The sequence below is a fragment of the Microbacterium hibisci genome (assembly GCF_015278255.1).
Classification (GTDB): domain Bacteria; phylum Actinomycetota; class Actinomycetes; order Actinomycetales; family Microbacteriaceae; genus Microbacterium; species Microbacterium hibisci.
On sequence record NZ_JADIJC010000004.1, the window covers coordinates 141590 to 156640 of the forward strand.

Consider the following 15051-nt stretch of genomic DNA (forward strand, 5'->3'; position numbering starts at 1 on the left):
CGCGACTCCTGCCGTACACGGCCCGGTGCCGCTCCCCGGCCCGCCGCTCTAAGGTGATGTCCATGCACGCCACGCCCCCCGGCGATCGGCCCGCCGCCGACCTCTCGTCGCCGGCTACGGCTCGCCGGGGCGACGTGACGATCCGGCGAACGGGCTCCTTTCCGCGGATCCTCTGGTCGCGGGCGGCGGCGGGCTGGTACCTCGGCGCCGGCGTCGCTCTCCTGTGGCTCATCGGACCGAGCCGCGACGTGATCGCGCAGGCGGGCTCCGCAGCCGCGGCCGCGCTCGGCCTCTCTCTCGTCGTGCTGTTCGCGGCAGCGTTCCTCGTGTCGGTGCCGCTGGCTTGGACGCTCGGCGAGCGCGGGCGCATCGCCGTCTGCGCCGGTCTCCTCGTGCTCTCTTTCGCCTTGTTCCCGTGGCTCGGCTGGGGCATCGCCGTCTTCTGGACGTACGTCGGGGTCGCCCTCGGCATGTGCGTGCTGCCGTGGCAGTGGACGTGGCCGACGATCCTCGGTCTGGGTGTGGTCGCACTGGTCACCAACGGAATGACCGAGGGCTGGGATGAGAACGTCCTCTGGGTCCCGGCCATCATCGTGTCGGTCTCGCTCATGATGGCCTCCTTCGCCCGAACCGCGGCCGCGATGAATCAGCTGCGGCGGGCGCAGACGCAGCTCGAGGCGCTCGCGGTGGAGCGGGAGCGTGGCCGCGTCGCCCGCGACATCCACGACATCCTCGGCCATTCGCTCACCGTCGTGACCGTGAAGGCCGAACTCGCCGGCAGGCTCGTCGACGTCGACCCGGAACGCGCCAAGGCCGAGATCGCCGAGGTGGAGGCGCTCGCGCGCGGCGCTCTTGCCGACGTGCGGTCGACCGTCGCGGGGGTGCGCGGCGTCACGGTGAGCGGGGAGCTCGCCGCCGCCCGGGCGGCGCTCGAGGCCGCGGGCATCGCGGCCGAGCTGCCTTCGTCGACGGATGCCGTGCCCCCGGGCCGCCGCGAGCTCGCGGGCTGGATCGTGCGCGAGGGCGTGACCAACGTCGTGCGCCACGCCGGCGCGTCGCGATGCCGCGTCACGCTCGGCCGGCACGAGGTGGAGGTCGCCGACGACGGTGTCGGACCGTCCGACACCGCCGCAGCCGGGACCGGACTGACCGGCCTGCGCGAGCGCGTCGAGACCGCCGGCGGACGCCTGGCGGTCGGGCGCAGCGACCTGGGCGGCTTCAGCCTGCGGGTGACGATGTGATCCGGCTCCTGATCGCCGACGACCAGGCGCTCGTGCGGGGCGCGCTGGCGGCGCTGCTCGGACTCGAGTCCGACATCGAGGTGGTCGCCGAGGTCGGCCGCGGAGACGAGGTCGTCGACGCGGCGCTCGCCTCACGCGCCGACGTCGCGATGCTCGACATCGAGATGCCCGGTATGGACGGGATCGCCGCGGCCGCCGCGATTCGCACCGCGCTCCCGGCGTGCCGCGTGCTGATCGTGACGACCTTCGGCCGACCGGGCTACCTCAAGCGCGCGATGCAGGCGGGCGCCTCGGGCTTCGTCGTGAAGGACACCCCCGCGGCGCAGCTGGCCGACGCCGTGCGGCGGGTCGCCCAGGGGCTGCGCGTCGTCGATCCGGTCCTCGCCGCGGACTCCCTCGCCCAGGGGGACTCACCGCTCACCGAACGCGAGACCGACGTGCTCTCGGCGGCGCAGACCGGAGGCTCGATCGCCGACATCGCGGCGCTCCTCCACCTGTCGGAGGGGACGGTGCGCAATCACCTCTCCAGCGCGATCGGCAAGACCGGCGGTCGCAATCGCGCCGACGCCGCCCGCCTCGCGCGGGACAACGGCTGGCTCTGAGCCGTCGGCACCCCGTGTGTGCGCGCACAACTCGGGCGGAATCGGGTGCAGCGGCTCCGTCGGCGCCGCACGACCCGCATCTGCCTGAGTTGTGACCACTGCGCGGGCCACAGACGACGGATGCCGCAGACGCAGTGCCTCTCAGAAGCACCGGTCTGCGGCATCCGTTCTGCCGTATCCCGAGGGATTACTTGGCGGCGACCACCTGCAGGGTGATCACGGCGGTGAGGTCGTCGCGCAGACGGACCGTCGCCTCGTGCTCGCCCGTCGACTTGATCGGCGAGGTGATGTGGATCTTGCGCTTGTCGAGGTCACCGAGACCCGCGGCCTTGACCGCGTCGGCGACATCGGCGGTCTTGACCGCACCGAACAGGCGACCCTCGGCGCCGGCCTTGACGGCCAGGCGGACCTTGTTGGTCTCGAGGTTGTTCTTCAGCGCCACAGCCTCTTCGTGGTCGTGGATCGCGCGCGCCTCGCGGGCGGCGCGGATCGACGCCACCTGCTTCTCGCCACCGCGGGTCCACGCGACCGCGAAGCCCTGGGGGATGAGGTAGTTGCGGGCGTACCCGTTCTTGACCTCGACCACGTCACCGGCGCTACCGAGCCCGGCGACCTCGTTCGTGAGAATGAGCTTTGCCATGTGGGTACTCCTTAGCGGCCAGCGCCGGCGTAAGGCAGGAGCGCCATTTCGCGCGCGTTCTTGATCGCCTTGGCGATCAGACGCTGCTCCTGCACCGAGACACCGGTGATACGACGGGCACGGATCTTGCCGCGCTCCGAGATGAACTTGCGGAGGGTGGCGACGTCCTTGTAGTCGATGACGCCGACACGGATCGCCTTCGCGGGGGCCGCGTTCTTCGCGCCCTTCCGCGGCTTCCGGCGGTCGCCGGTTGCCTTTCCAGCCATGGTGTTTCCTTTACGTGTTGATGATCGGATGCCTCGTCACGAGGCATCCGGAATCTGTTGCTGAGATCTGACCGATCAGAACGGGGTGTCGTCGCCGTAGGCGCCCGGGGCAGCCCACGCGTCGCCGCCACCGGCGTTCTGCGAACCGGGGGTCGACCACGGCTCGTCGGCGACCTGCGCCGGACGAGACTGGCCGCCACCGCCGAAGTTGCCGCCGCCACCGCCGGAGCCGCCCGCGGCACGGGTGACCTGAGCGGTCGCGTAGCGCAGCGACGGACCGATCTCATCGACCTCGAGCTCGATCGCGGTGCGGTTGTTGCCCTCGCGGTCCTGGTAGCTGCGCTGCTTGAGGCGGCCGGTCGCGATGACCCGCATGCCCTTCGTCAGCGAGCCGGCCACGTGCTCGGCGAACTCGCGCCACACGCTCGCGCGGAGGAACAGCGCTTCGCCGTCCTTCCACTCGTTGGCCTGACGGTCGAAGTTGCGCGGCGTCGACGCGATCGTGAAGTTCGCGACGGGGAGGCCGTTCTGCGTGTAGCGCAGTTCGGGATCAGCCGTGAGGTTTCCCACGACGGTGATGATCGTCTCGCCGGCCATCAGCCTTACGCCTTCGCAGCCTTGGCGGTCTTGCGGGCGGCGCGCTCGTCGGCACGGGCCTTCTCCGAAGCGACCATCGCGATGGCCTCCTCGGCACGCAGGACCTTCGTGCGCATGATCTGCTCGCTGAGGTTCAGCTGGCGGTCGAGCTCCTGGGTGGTCTCGGCCGTCGCGGTGAAGTTGACGACAGCGTAGATGCCCTCGGTCTTCTTCTGGATCTCGTACGCGAGACGGCGCTTGCCCCAGATGTCGATGTTCTCGATGGTGCCGCCGTCGGTCGTGATGACCTTCAGGAACTTGTCGAGGTTGGCGCCGACCTGGCGCTCGTCGATCTCAGGGTTCAGGATGACCATGAGTTCGTACTGGTGCGTCACTAACCCACCTCCTTCGGACTAGAACGGCTGTCGGGCATTTCCCGGCAGCAGGAGGGTGTGTTGCACGTCATCCGGACGGCGCGCGGGCGCGCGCTCACACGGACAACCCTCCTATGGTACCGGATGCCCGATCGTGCGCCGAATCGACCGCCGCGCTCGGGGTCGCCGCCCGCCGCGCGGGGTGGGCGCACCCGTCACTCGCCGTGAGCGCCCGAGGTCTTCACCGGCGCGGGCGCGGCGAGAGAGGAGATCACCGCATCGAGCCCGGCCAGCCCGTCGGCCGCCGCGAATGCGGTCGCCAGCGCCTCCGCGCGGGCGCGGTACGAGGCATCCGTCATCACGCGATCGACCGCGGCGGCCACCTGTGCGGGACTCGGGCGCTGGGACTTGAGGTTGATGCCGGCGCCCGACCAGCCGACGCGGGCCGACACCTCGACCTTGTCTTCGGTCTGCCCGGCGACCACCAGCGGCACGCCGTGGGCCAGCGCCTGCTGCACGCCGCCGTAGCCGCCGTTGGTGACCAGCACGTCGACGAGCGGGAGAAGCCGGTCATAGGGCAGGTATTCCGCGACGCGCACGTTCGCGGGAAGATCGGCGGGCAGCGCCGATCGCGGGCGCCCGCCGGTGGAGACCACGACGAGAGGATCGGATGCCGCGAGCCCTTCGATCGTCGGCAGCACGAGCTGGCCGAAGTCGGCGTTCGCCACCGTCCCCTGCGTCACGTGGACGACCGGCCGGCGGCCGTCCAGGTCGGACCACCACTCCGGCAGCGCCACCGCCGACGCCGGAACCGGGATCGGACCGGCGAAGTGCACGGTCGACGGGAGGTCGGAGCGCGGATACTCGAACGCCGGCACCGTGAACTGCACCACCGCGTCGGCGCGCGACGGCCAGTCGAGGAGGAAGCCGCCGAGCGGCACGCCGACCTCGCGCCGGCTGATCTCGTCCGCCTCTCGCTGCACGGCGCCGAAGATCGCGCGTTCGGCCACCAGCGAGAGGACGCGGTTGCGCAGACGGCCCACCGCGCCCGCCTTCGGCGGCACGCCCAGGCCGAAGGGCGCGGTGTCACGGCTCTTCACCCCGAGCGGGAAGATGCCCAGCGCGATCACCGGCGGACGCTCGGAGCGCGGCAATCGGTTCAAGAGCGCGGCGCCCAGGAAGAGCGGCTCCGTCAGCACCGCGTCCACATGACGTGCCGCGAGCTCCGCGCGGAGGGCGGCGAACTGGGCGGCACCGGGCCGGACGAAGAGATTCGTCATGTCGAAGCGGATCGCGGCGGGACCGGTCAGTCCGGACCGCTCCGGAAAGGCGCGGTCGGGCTCGTCGAGGTCGACGTCCGCCTCGGCGGGCAGCGGCACGAACCGCGCCCCGGTCTCGCGGACGCGGTCTGCCCAGCGGGGGCTCGTCAGGAAGCTCACCTCGCCGCCCCGTGCGACGAGGTGGCGCGCGATCTGCAGGAGGGGCATGACGTGACCGTGAGCGGGCGTGCAGGTGATCAGGAACCGGGACATGGGTGAGGCGCCTTCGCTAGGATTGGATGTACTGCTGGAGTATTCACCACCCCATGAGGCAGGTCAATGACCTCTGATACATCGCCGCGCGCATACCGCTCCGCACTGCGGGCTCGGCAGGCGCAAGAGACCCGCCGGCGCGTGGTCGAGGCCGCCGCTCGCCTGTTCGCCACGCGCGGCTATGCGGCCACGACTCTCGCGGGCATCGCGCGCGAAGCCGGCGTCTCGACCGAGACGGTGAAGACCACCGCCGCCAAGTCGGAGCTTCTGATCGCCGCCTTCGAGGTGATGTTCGCCGGAACGGAGTCGGCGGACTCGCTCACCGACACCGAGGTGGGACGGGGAGTCCTGGACCTTCCCGACGCGGCGTTGCTCGACGCGGTGGTGGGACAGATCGCTCTCGCGAACGCGCGCGGCCATGCCCTGTGGACGGTGCTGCTCGGCGCCGCGGCATCCGATCCCGTCGTCCACACCGCGTTGCGGGCGATCCTCGCCCGTCGCGCGGTGGACTACCGGCGGTTCGTCGACGAACTGGTCGCGCGCGGCTTGGCGCCCACCGTCGCCGACCCGGACGCGACGGCGGCCGCGCTGTCGTTCCAGCTGTCGCCGGAGGGGTATCAGCAGCTGGTCACGCAGTCCGGCTGGACGCCGGAGCGCTACACCGCCTGGCTGCGCTCCGCGGTCCTCGCCGAGTTCGCGCGCTGATCCCTCAGACCGCTCAGCGGAACGCGCTCAGCCCGGTCAGATGCTGGCCGAGGATCAGCGTGTGCACCTCGTCTGTGCCCTCGTACGTGCGCACCGACTCGAGATTGGCCGCGTGCCGGATCGGGGAGTGCTCGAGCAGCACGCCGTCGCCGCCCAGGATCGTCCGCGCCTCGCGGGCGATCTCGATCGCCTCCCGCACGTTGTTGAGCTTGCCGAGCGAGATCTGGGCGGGGGTCAGGGTTCCGGCATCCTTCGCCCTCCCGATCTGCAGCGCGAGCAGCGCGCCCTTCTGCAGCTCCACCACCATGTCGACGAGCTTGCGCTGCGTCAGCTGGAAGCCGGCGATCGGCTGCCCGAACTGCTCGCGCCGCAGCGCGTGCCGCAGTGCCGCCTCGTAGCTGTCGCGCCCTGCGCCGAGAGAACCCCACACGATCCCGTAGCGCGCGTCGTTGAGCGCCGAGAGGGGTCCGCGCAGCCCGCGTGCCTCCGGCAGGAGAGCGGATGCCGGAAGCCTGACCTCGTCGAAGCGGAGGGCGGTCTGCACGGACGCCCGCATCGAGCCCTTCGGCTCCAGCACCGTCACCTCGAATCCCGGCGTGCCGGCGGGCACCAGGAAGCCGCGCACGCCGTCGTCGGTCTGCGCCCAGACCACCGTCACCGCGGCGATCGGTGCGAGACCGATCCAGCGCTTGGCGCCCGAGAGGATCCAGTCCCCGCCGTCGCGCCGGGCGAACGTCTTCATGCGCGACGGGTCCGACCCGGCCGTCGGCTCGGTGAGTCCGAAGCTGCCGATGGCCTCACCGGCCGCCATGCGGGGGAGCCACTCCTGCTTCTGCGCGTCGCTGCCCCATCGGTGGATCGACCCCATGGCGAGCGACCCCTGCACCGAGACGAACGTGCGGATGCCCGAGTCGCCGGCCTCGAGCTCGAGGGCTGCCACGCCATACTCGACGGCGCTGCGGCCGGGGCATCCGTGTCCGTCCAGCTCCATGCCGAGCACGCCCAGGCGACCGAGGGCGGGGGCGAGCTCGGCGGGGAAGTGCGCGCGATCGAACCAGCCGGCGATGTGCGGGCGGATCTCCGCGTCGACGAATGCCCGCACGCGGTCGCGGACCGCCTGCTCCTCGGCGCTCAGGAGCGCGTCGATGCCGAGGATGTCGGAGGCTTCGCGGAGCGTGCGGAGGTCGTCGGGATCCCTGCGGGCATCGGTCATGGTGCCTCCTTGTCGAGTCCGATCCTGCCGCACGACGCTCGCATCCCGCGCGGAACCGGACCGGCTCGCGGCCGCGAGTACGGTGGACCGCGTGAGCGCTCCGTCCACCGCCCCCGGCGCCGCGCCGTCGTATCCGTTCGACGCGCGGCCGCTCGTCGAGCCCGTTCCCCCCGGCGCGGCACGGGCCTTCGATCACGAGCTCCGCCGCACCGGAAGGATGGCGAGCTCGTCGTTCGGGGCCGTTCTTGGCGTCGTCCTCGCGCTCGTCGTGCTCGTGGTCTTCGGCTCGGTGGCGATCACGATGATCTCGGCGGTACTGGGCGCTGTGAGCGCCGGGGTCGAGGGCGCCGGAGGGATCGCCCTGCTGTTCGCCGTGCTTCCGGTGCTGGTGATCGGCGTCATCGCCGCCGTCGGGATCACGCTCTTCGTTCGGGGCGCCCGCGCCGGCCGCGAGCGCCGCTACCGCCTCGACCGGTTCGCGCGCGCCAACGCCATGGAGTACCTGCCGCGGCTGGACGCGCCGGGGCTTCCCGGGATGATCTTCTCGATCGGCAGCGCCCGCCACGCGCTCGACCTCGTGCGCGGCCGGCAGCCGCGCTTCGTCGAGTTCGCGAACTACCGCTACACGACCGGGTCGGGCAAGAACCAGCAGACGCACCAGTGGGGCTACGTCGCGGTGAAGCTCGACACCCCGCTCCCGCACATCGTGCTGGACGCGACGAGCAACAACGGCCTGTTCGGCGCCTCGAACCTGCCGCTCACGTTCGACAAGGAGCAGCGGCTGAGCCTCGAGGGCGACTTCGACCGCTTCTTCTCCCTCTACTGCCCCGCCGACTACGAGCGCGACGCGCTCTACCTCTTCACGCCCGACATCATGGCGCGGTTCATCGACAACGCCGCCGCCCTCGACGTCGAGATCGTCGACGACTGGCTCTTCCTCTACGCCAAGCGCGACTTCTCCACCCTCGACCCGCAGACGTGGGCGTGGCTGTTCTCGGTCGTCGGCGCCCTGCTCGACAAGTTCGCGCAGTGGGCGCGGTGGCGCGACGAGAGGCTGGCGGCGGCCGCGACGGCGATGACGGATGCCGCACCCCTCGGCCCCGCCTCGGCCGAGGTCGGCGCGGGGCCCGGCGGCGCGGCATCCGTCCCGTTCGTCCCTCCGCTCGACGCGCTGCGACCGCCGGCCGGCGTCGCCCCGCAGGGCCGACGCCTGCAGCGCGGTGTGCCGTGGGCGACGATCATCGTCGGCGGCGTGGTGGTGCTGTTCTGGATCCTCACCCAGGTCGGACCGGCGTTCCTGCGCTGACCCGGTCATCAGGCGGGCGAGCGTATGCTGTCGGGCGTGCATTCGACGATCACGACGCCCGGCGGGCGTGAGGGGGTACTCGGCGCGGCTCGCGCCGAGCGGAGGTAGCCGCGCGCGCCGCGCGGGCTGACGTCACCGTCCGGCCTCGCGTGCGGCGCCGCCCGACTCTCCGCGGACCGCCGGTCTGCGGCATCCATCCCTCTTCGTCGTCCCCACGGACGACCCCTCGTGAATCAAGGAATCATGCACGCATTCACCGAGAAGGACATCCGCGCGTCCTTCATCAACGCCTCCCTGCGCGAGCGCAACGCGCTCGTCGTGCCCGACCTCGCCCATGTGGGCTGGGCCGACCTCGACTACTTCGGCTGGCGCGATCCGAAGCAGCCGCTGGCCGGCTTCATCGTGGTGCCGGTCGACGACGCGCCCGTCGGCATCCTGCTGCGCCAGACCGAGCAGCGCACGCGCTCCCGCGCGCAGTGCTCGTGGTGCGAGGACGTCACGCTCCCCAACGACGTCGTGCTCTTCGGCGCCAAGCGCGCCGGCAAGGCCGGCCGCAACGGCGACAGCGTCGGCACGCTGCTCTGCGAGAAGTTCGAGTGCTCGGCGAACGCCCGGCGGCCCATGCCGCCCGCCTACCTCGGGTTCGACGTCAAGGCCGCGCGTCAGCGCCGCATCGATGCGCTCCGCGCGCATGCCGAGGGCTTCGCGCGCGACCTCCGCGACAGCGCCTGAGCGCAGCAGCGGGGCGGATGCCGGCGGCTCCGGTCGCCGGCATCCGCCTGCCTGCCCTACAGGGGCATGACGAGCGGCACCATCACCACGCTGACGATCAGCACCACGACGGTGAACGGCACGCCCAGCCGCACGAAGTCGCCGAACCGGTACCGCCCCGGCTCGACGACGAGGGTGTTCACCGGTGACGACACCGGTGTCATGAACGCGGACGACGCCGCGAGCACGACGATCATCGCGAACGGGTACGGCGACGCTCCGAGGTGCTCGGCGGCGGTGATCGCGATGGGCGCCATCAGCACGGCGGTCGCGGTGTTCGAGACGAACAGTCCGATCACGGCCGTCGTCACGAACAGCGCGGCGAGCACGAGCGACGGGCCCGCACCGCCGAACGCGCTCAGCAGCGCGTCGGCGGCCAGATCGATGCCGCCGGTCACCTCGAGCGCCTGCGCGAACGGGAGCATGCCGGCGATCAGCAGCAGCGTCGGCCAGTGGATCGCGCGATAGGCCGACGGCATGTCGATCGCGCGGAAGAGGCCCATCATGAGCGCGGCGAGGAGCGCGGCGATGACGTTCGGCACGATGCCGGTGACCATCAGCACGATCATGACCGCGAGGCTCAGCAGCGCGAACGGCGCGCGGTCGGCCGCGGGGGCGACCTCGTCGCCCTCGGCGGGCAGGTCCATCGGCGCGAAGTCGCGTGCCTCTTCACGGAATCGGTGCACCGCGGCCCAGGAGCCCGCCACCAGCAGCGTGTCGCCGGCGCGCAGGCGGCGGTCGGTGAAGTCCTCGCCGGCCGCGTGACCGGCGTGCCGCACGCCGAGCACCGTCACCTCGTACTCGGTGCGGAACCGCAGCTCGCGGATCGTGCGGCCGAGCGCGACCGAGTCGGGCGTCACGATGACCTCCGCCATGCCGACCTGCCGCGCATAGGCGTCGAAGAAGCCCCCGGCCACGTCGAGCCGCTCGAGGTCGAGGCGTCGCCGGTCGGCCGCGGACGGGGAGATGTCGAGCACGAGCGTGTCACCGCGCTGCACCACGGTGTCGCCGCGCGTGGCGAGGACCGTGCCGCGCAGGAACCGGGCGCGCTCGAGTCCCAGCACCGAGCTGAGCGACGGCGCGAAGTCGGCGTCGGCGAGGCTGTGGCCGACGAGGGGCGAGCCCGGCCCGACGCGATAGCGGGCGGTCCGGCTGTCGACGTCGTAGTCGGCGATGAGGCTCCGGAAGCTGCGGCGGCCGCGGCGGGCGGCGCCGGCGTCGTCGCCCAGGAACCGCCGCGCGACGAGGATGTACCCGATGCCGAGTGCGAGCACCACGAGGCCGAAGGGCGTGACGCTGAAGAACCCGAAGCCGTCGAGTCCGTGGCGGCGCAGCTCGGCGTCGACCACCAGGTTCGGGGCCGTCGCGATGAGGGTGAGCATGCCGCTCATGAGGCCGGCCATACTGAGCGGCATCATGAGCTGCCGCGGCGAGAGGCCGGTGCGCGCGGCGATGCTCAGCACGACGGGGATGAAGATCGCGACGACGCCCGTCGAGCTCATCACGGCGCCGAGCGCGGCCACCGAGAGCATCAGCAACACGATGAGTCGCGGTGTGCTGCGGCCGGCGTGCGCGGCCAGCCAGTCGCCGAGGCGGTAGGTGACGCCCGTGCGCGAGAGCCCTTCGCCCACCACGAACAGCGCCGCGATGAGGATGACGTTGGGATCGGCGAAGCCGGCCAGGGTCTCGGGGACGGTCAGCACGCCGGTGAGCGGCAGCGCCACGATCACGAGGACGGCGACGACGTCCATGCGCGGCCGCCCGATCGCGAACAGCACGATCGTGACGACCAGCAGGACGAGGACCAGGATCAGGTCGCCGCTCATCGGAACCTCCGCCGAGGGCCGGGCCCGTGCGACCGGCCGCCGTGCGAATGCTATCGACGGGTCACGACGACCGGGAGGGTCGTCTCGAAGGAACCGCCGTCGTCGCCCGAGAGAGGGCCGAGGTCGGCTGAGCTACGCCGCTCACACGAGCCCGAAGCTCGCCAGCTCCGCATCGTCGAGCATGCGGGACCGGATGATGAAGCGGTTGCCGGTCGGACCCTCGACGCTGAAGCCGGCACCGCGCCCGGGGACGACGTCGATGGTGAGGTGCGTGTACTTCCAGTACTCGAACTGTGCCTCCGAGATGAAGACCTCGATCGGCTCAGCCGTACCTGAGTCCGTCGCAGGGTCGCGGCCGACGTCGAGTTCGCCGAGTCTCACGTCCGACGGCCCGACGAGGAACATCCCGATCGGGTAGCACATCGGTGCGCTGCCGTCGCAGCAGCCGCCGGACTGGTGGAACATGAGCGGTCCGTGCTGCGCGGTGAGTTGCCGCAGGAGGGATGCCGCGACATCCGTCACCGCCACGCGTGAGTACGTGCGCTCCTCCATCGTCGCCAGCTCCTTCTCATGTGCGAGGGCGACCCGGGCGGCGAGTGTGGGGCACGCCGCCCGGGTCATGGGTGCCGGCCCCGAGACCCCCCGGAGGGACCGGCAGGCGGATCAGAAGAAGCCCATCGCTCCGTCGGCGTACGACACGAGGAGGTTCTTCGTCTGCTGGTAGTGGTCGAGCATCTTGAGGTGGTTCTCGCGGCCGATGCCGGACTGCTTGTAGCCGCCGAACGCCGCGTGGGCGGGGTACTGGTGGTACGTGTTCGTCCAGACGCGGCCGGCCTCGATCGCGCGGCCGGCGCGGTACGCCGTGTCGCCGGAGCGGCTCCAGACGCCGGCGCCCAGGCCGTAGAGCGTGTCGTTGGCGATCGAGACGGCGTCGTCGAAGTCGTCGAACGAGGTGACCGAGACCACCGGGCCGAAGATCTCCTCCTGGAAGATGCGCATGTCGTTGGTGCCCTCGAAGACGGTCGGCGCCACGTAGTAGCCGCCCGACAGGTCGCCGCCGAGGTCGACGCGCTCGCCTCCGGCGAGCAGCTTCGCACCGCCCTGCTTGCCGATGTCGATGTAGCTCAGGATCTTCTCGAGCTGGTCGTTGGAGGCCTGCGCGCCGATCATCGTCGCGGGGTCGAGCGGGTTGCCCTGCACGATCTTCGCCACGCGGTCGAGTCCGTCGCCGAGGAACCGGTCGTAGATCGACCGCTGGATGAGGGCGCGCGACGGGCAGGTGCACACCTCGCCCTGGTTGAGGGCGAAGAACGTGAAGCCCTCGAGGGCGTTGTCGTAGTAGGAGTCGCCGGTGTCGCGGGCGACGTCCTCGAAGAACACGTTCGCGCTCTTGCCGCCGAGCTCGAGCGTCACGGGGATGAGGTTCTGCGACGCGTACTGCATGATGAGGCGGCCGGTCGTGGTCTCGCCCGTGAAGGCGACCTTGCGGATGCGCTTGTGCTGCGCGAGCGGCGCTCCGGCCTCGATCCCGAATCCGTTCACGATGTTGACCACACCGGCCGGGAGGAGGTCGCCGATGATGTCGAACAGGAACAGGATCGAGGCGGGCGTCTGCTCGGCCGGCTTGAGCACGACGCAGTTGCCGGCCGCGAGCGCCGGAGCGAGCTTCCACGTGGCCATGAGGATGGGGAAGTTCCACGGGATGATCTGGCCGACCACGCCCAGCGGCTCGTGGAAGTGGTACGCGACGGTGTCGTCGTCGAGCTGGCTGAGCGAGCCCTCCTGCGCGCGCAGGACGCCCGCGAAGTAGCGGAAGTGGTCGACGGCGAGCGGGATGTCGGCGGCCAGCGTCTCGCGGACCGGCTTGCCGTTCTCCCAGGTCTCGGCCACGGCGATCCGCTCGAGGTTCTGCTCGATGCGGTCGGCGATCTTGTTGAGGATGTTCGCGCGCTCGGCGGGCGTCGTGCGCTTCCAGCTCTCGAAAGCGCGCCACGCGACGTCGACGGCACGGTCGATGTCTTCGGCGGTGCCGCGGCCGACCTCGGTGAAGGGCTTGCCGTTCACCGGCGAGATGTTCTCGAAGTACTCGCCCTTGACGGGCTCGACCCACTCGCCGCCGATGTAGTGGCCGTAGCGGGGGCGGTAGTCGGCGATCGAGCCGCGCTGCCCGGGGGCGGCGTAGACGCTCGAGACGCCCTCTTCGACGATGGTCATGCTGGTCTCCTTCGACGCTGTCCGCGACGGTCGTCGTCGCGATGCGTCGAACGTAGGCCGCGCCACGTTGCAGAACGTTGCGAGCGTCCGGCCGAGGGTCTTGCGGCTCCAGGTCAGAGGTCGGCTTCGAGCCGCTCGATCCGCCCGACGAGGCCGGCGCGCCGGGGCGAGCGGGGAGGAAGCATGGTGAGGCAGAGCCGGAGCAGCTCGACGTCGCCGGCGGCGGCATCCGTCTCGGCGAACGCGAGGAGGACGTCGACGGATGCCTCGGCCATGAGTGCTTCGCGCAGCGCCTGGCGGACCGTGTCGCGGAACTCCTCCACGCCAGGCGCGACCGAGTCGGGGAGCACGTCGCCGCGGTAGGCGGCGAGCGCCACGCGGTGTGCGCCGCGGTCGAGGAGCGACAGCACCCGGTGCGCGTCGGTCTCGACCTCCACCGCGAGGCGATACGGCCGCGACTCGGGCACGAGGGCGGGTGCGGCGGTCGCGAGCGCCTTGCGCAGTCTGACCATCTCGGCGCGGAGCGTCACCGACGCCCTCGATGCGCCGCCGGTGGTCGCACCCGGTCCGGCGGCCCTGTCGTCGGGCTCGCCGTACACGAGCTCGCCCAGCCGCTCGGCCGACAGGCCGTGCCGGTGGAGCGCGAGCATGAGCAGCAGCTCGGCGTGGCGCGGTCCGAGCTCCGAGACGGTGTCGGTCCCCTCGCCGGCGACCTCGAGCAGCGCACGGTCGCGCCCGAGCACGTGCAGGGTCACGCGGGTGGGCTCGGGCCGCCGGCTGGTGCCGCGCGACGGGCGTCGCGGCGCCGGAGTCTGCGGTGCCGGAGTCTGCGGTGCCGCGGCCCGCGCCCGCAGCCGGGCCACCAGCAGCTCGCCCTCGATCGCCCGGGCCGTGGCATCCACCAGCAGCTGCGCCTGCGGGGTCACCGCCTCGAGCCCCCCGGTGACGTCGATCACACCGAGGATGCGGCGCGTCTCGGGGTCGTGCACGGGTGCCGCGGTGCACGACCACGGCTGCACGAGCCGGTTGAAGTGCTCGGCGCCGGTGATCTGCACCGATCGATCGAGGGTGAGAGCGGTGCCGGGCGCCGCGGTTCCGACCGCGTCCTCCGACCAGTTGGCGCCCTCGACGAACCCCATGTCGCCGGTGAGTCGGCGCACATGCCGGTCGCCCTCGACCCACAGCAGCCGGCCGGACGCATCGCCGACAGCCACGACGACGCCGGATTCGGATGCCTCGCCCGGCAGCAGCAGCCCGCGCACCATGTCGATCACGCCGGCCAGCGGATGCGCCCGGCGGTAGGCCTCGAGCTCCTCGGCCGTGAGATCCAGCGGCGGCAGCGCCTCGGCGCCCACCAGACTGTCGAGCGAACGACGCCACGACTCGCGGACGAGCATGCGGACGTCGCGCAGGCGCTCATCGCCCGCATTCCCCGCGACGAGCTCGTCATGCGCACGCTCGATGAGCAGGCGCGAGGTCTCGGGCGACACCTCCCGCCGGTGCGACCACGGTGAGGACACGGCGGCTCCGATCGACGTCGGTGGAGCGTGCGTCCAGTGTAGGTGCGGCGTCGCGCGCCGTCGCCCGCGGAGATCCACCCTCTCGCGGTTTCGCAATCGCGAGAGGGTGGGTTCCCGCACGGCGCCGTTCGCGGGCAGGGTCTCACCGCCGGGGAGCCGTTCGCGGGCAGGGTCCTCGCCGCGGGGCGCACGGAAAGCCCTGTTCACGGGGGTCTTGTGCTCGTCGGAGAGCAGGAGGACGATGTAGCGCGGGTGGGTCGGCGCG

General features: G+C 71.6%; 15 protein-coding genes. 5 read left to right on the forward strand and 10 right to left on the reverse strand.

Annotated elements, in window-relative coordinates; all coding sequences use genetic code 11:
* The first annotated feature begins 62 nt into the window (after positions 1-62).
* Both IM770_RS08955 and IM770_RS08960 read left to right on the forward strand, forming a co-directional pair.
* Positions 63-1241: a sensor histidine kinase gene (locus IM770_RS08955; RefSeq protein WP_203580793.1), complete on the forward strand. Its 1179-nt coding sequence runs from the start codon at positions 63-65 to the stop codon at positions 1239-1241.
* Positions 1238-1843 carry a response regulator transcription factor gene (locus IM770_RS08960; protein ID WP_203580794.1) on the forward strand — a complete coding sequence of 202 codons (606 nt, stop codon included), beginning with the start codon at positions 1238-1240 and terminating at the stop codon, positions 1841-1843. The genes IM770_RS08955 and IM770_RS08960 overlap by 4 nt, the downstream gene beginning before the upstream one ends.
* Before the next feature lie 187 nt (positions 1844-2030).
* On the opposite strand, the gene rplI is transcribed toward IM770_RS08960, so the two are convergent.
* The 5 genes from rplI to IM770_RS08985 all read right to left on the reverse strand — a co-directional run bounded on the left by rplI (position 2031) and on the right by IM770_RS08985 (position 5186).
* Positions 2031-2483, reverse strand: a complete 453-nt coding sequence (gene rplI / locus IM770_RS08965; RefSeq protein ID WP_106815587.1) for a 50S ribosomal protein L9 — start codon at positions 2481-2483, stop codon at positions 2031-2033.
* 11 nt (positions 2484-2494) lie between these two features.
* Positions 2495-2749 (reverse strand): 30S ribosomal protein S18, encoded by a 255-nt coding sequence (gene rpsR / locus IM770_RS08970; protein ID WP_005054609.1) that lies wholly within the window; start codon positions 2747-2749, stop codon positions 2495-2497.
* Between the two features lie 75 nt (positions 2750-2824).
* Positions 2825-3346, reverse strand: a complete 522-nt coding sequence (locus tag IM770_RS08975) for a single-stranded DNA-binding protein (RefSeq protein ID WP_203580795.1) — start codon at positions 3344-3346, stop codon at positions 2825-2827.
* Positions 3347-3351: 5 nt separating this feature from the next.
* Positions 3352-3720: a 30S ribosomal protein S6 gene (gene rpsF, locus IM770_RS08980; RefSeq protein WP_109208695.1), complete on the reverse strand. Its 369-nt coding sequence runs from the start codon at positions 3718-3720 to the stop codon at positions 3352-3354.
* Positions 3721-3914: 194 nt separating this feature from the next.
* The gene (locus tag IM770_RS08985) at positions 3915-5186 is read right to left on the reverse strand and encodes a nucleotide disphospho-sugar-binding domain-containing protein (protein WP_239065976.1); all 1272 of its coding nucleotides are present in this window, start codon (positions 5184-5186) and stop codon (positions 3915-3917) included.
* Between the two features lie 111 nt (positions 5187-5297).
* On the opposite strand from IM770_RS08985, the gene IM770_RS08990 reads away from it, so the two are divergent.
* Entirely contained in the window at positions 5298-5936 is a 639-nt protein-coding gene (locus tag IM770_RS08990) for a TetR/AcrR family transcriptional regulator (protein WP_203580797.1), read from the forward strand.
* Positions 5937-5949: 13 nt separating this feature from the next.
* Here the strand turns inward: IM770_RS08990 and IM770_RS08995 are convergent, their stop codons facing one another.
* Positions 5950-7149, reverse strand: a complete 1200-nt coding sequence (locus IM770_RS08995; protein ID WP_203580798.1) for an acyl-CoA dehydrogenase family protein — start codon at positions 7147-7149, stop codon at positions 5950-5952.
* Between the two features lie 91 nt (positions 7150-7240).
* On the opposite strand from IM770_RS08995, the gene IM770_RS09000 reads away from it, so the two are divergent.
* Positions 7241-8455, forward strand: coding sequence for a hypothetical protein (locus tag IM770_RS09000; RefSeq protein ID WP_203580799.1), 1215 nt, complete (start codon positions 7241-7243; stop codon positions 8453-8455).
* A gap of 243 nt (positions 8456-8698) precedes the next feature.
* Positions 8699-9187 (forward strand): FBP domain-containing protein, encoded by a 489-nt coding sequence (locus IM770_RS09005; RefSeq protein ID WP_203580800.1) that lies wholly within the window; start codon positions 8699-8701, stop codon positions 9185-9187.
* A gap of 56 nt (positions 9188-9243) precedes the next feature.
* Here the strand turns inward: IM770_RS09005 and IM770_RS09010 are convergent, their stop codons facing one another.
* The 4 genes from IM770_RS09010 to IM770_RS09025 all read right to left on the reverse strand — a co-directional run bounded on the left by IM770_RS09010 (position 9244) and on the right by IM770_RS09025 (position 14786).
* Positions 9244-11052 (reverse strand): SLC13 family permease, encoded by a 1809-nt coding sequence (locus IM770_RS09010; protein WP_203580801.1) that lies wholly within the window; start codon positions 11050-11052, stop codon positions 9244-9246.
* A gap of 141 nt (positions 11053-11193) precedes the next feature.
* Positions 11194-11604, reverse strand: a complete 411-nt coding sequence (locus tag IM770_RS09015; RefSeq protein ID WP_203581069.1) for a DUF779 domain-containing protein — start codon at positions 11602-11604, stop codon at positions 11194-11196.
* A gap of 111 nt (positions 11605-11715) precedes the next feature.
* Positions 11716-13266, reverse strand: coding sequence for an acetaldehyde dehydrogenase ExaC (gene exaC, locus IM770_RS09020; RefSeq protein ID WP_203580802.1), 1551 nt, complete (start codon positions 13264-13266; stop codon positions 11716-11718).
* Positions 13267-13379: 113 nt separating this feature from the next.
* On the reverse strand, positions 13380-14786 hold the full coding sequence (locus tag IM770_RS09025) for a transcriptional regulator (protein WP_203580803.1): 1407 nt from the start codon (positions 14784-14786) through the stop codon (positions 13380-13382).
* Positions 14787-15051 lie beyond the last annotated feature (265 nt).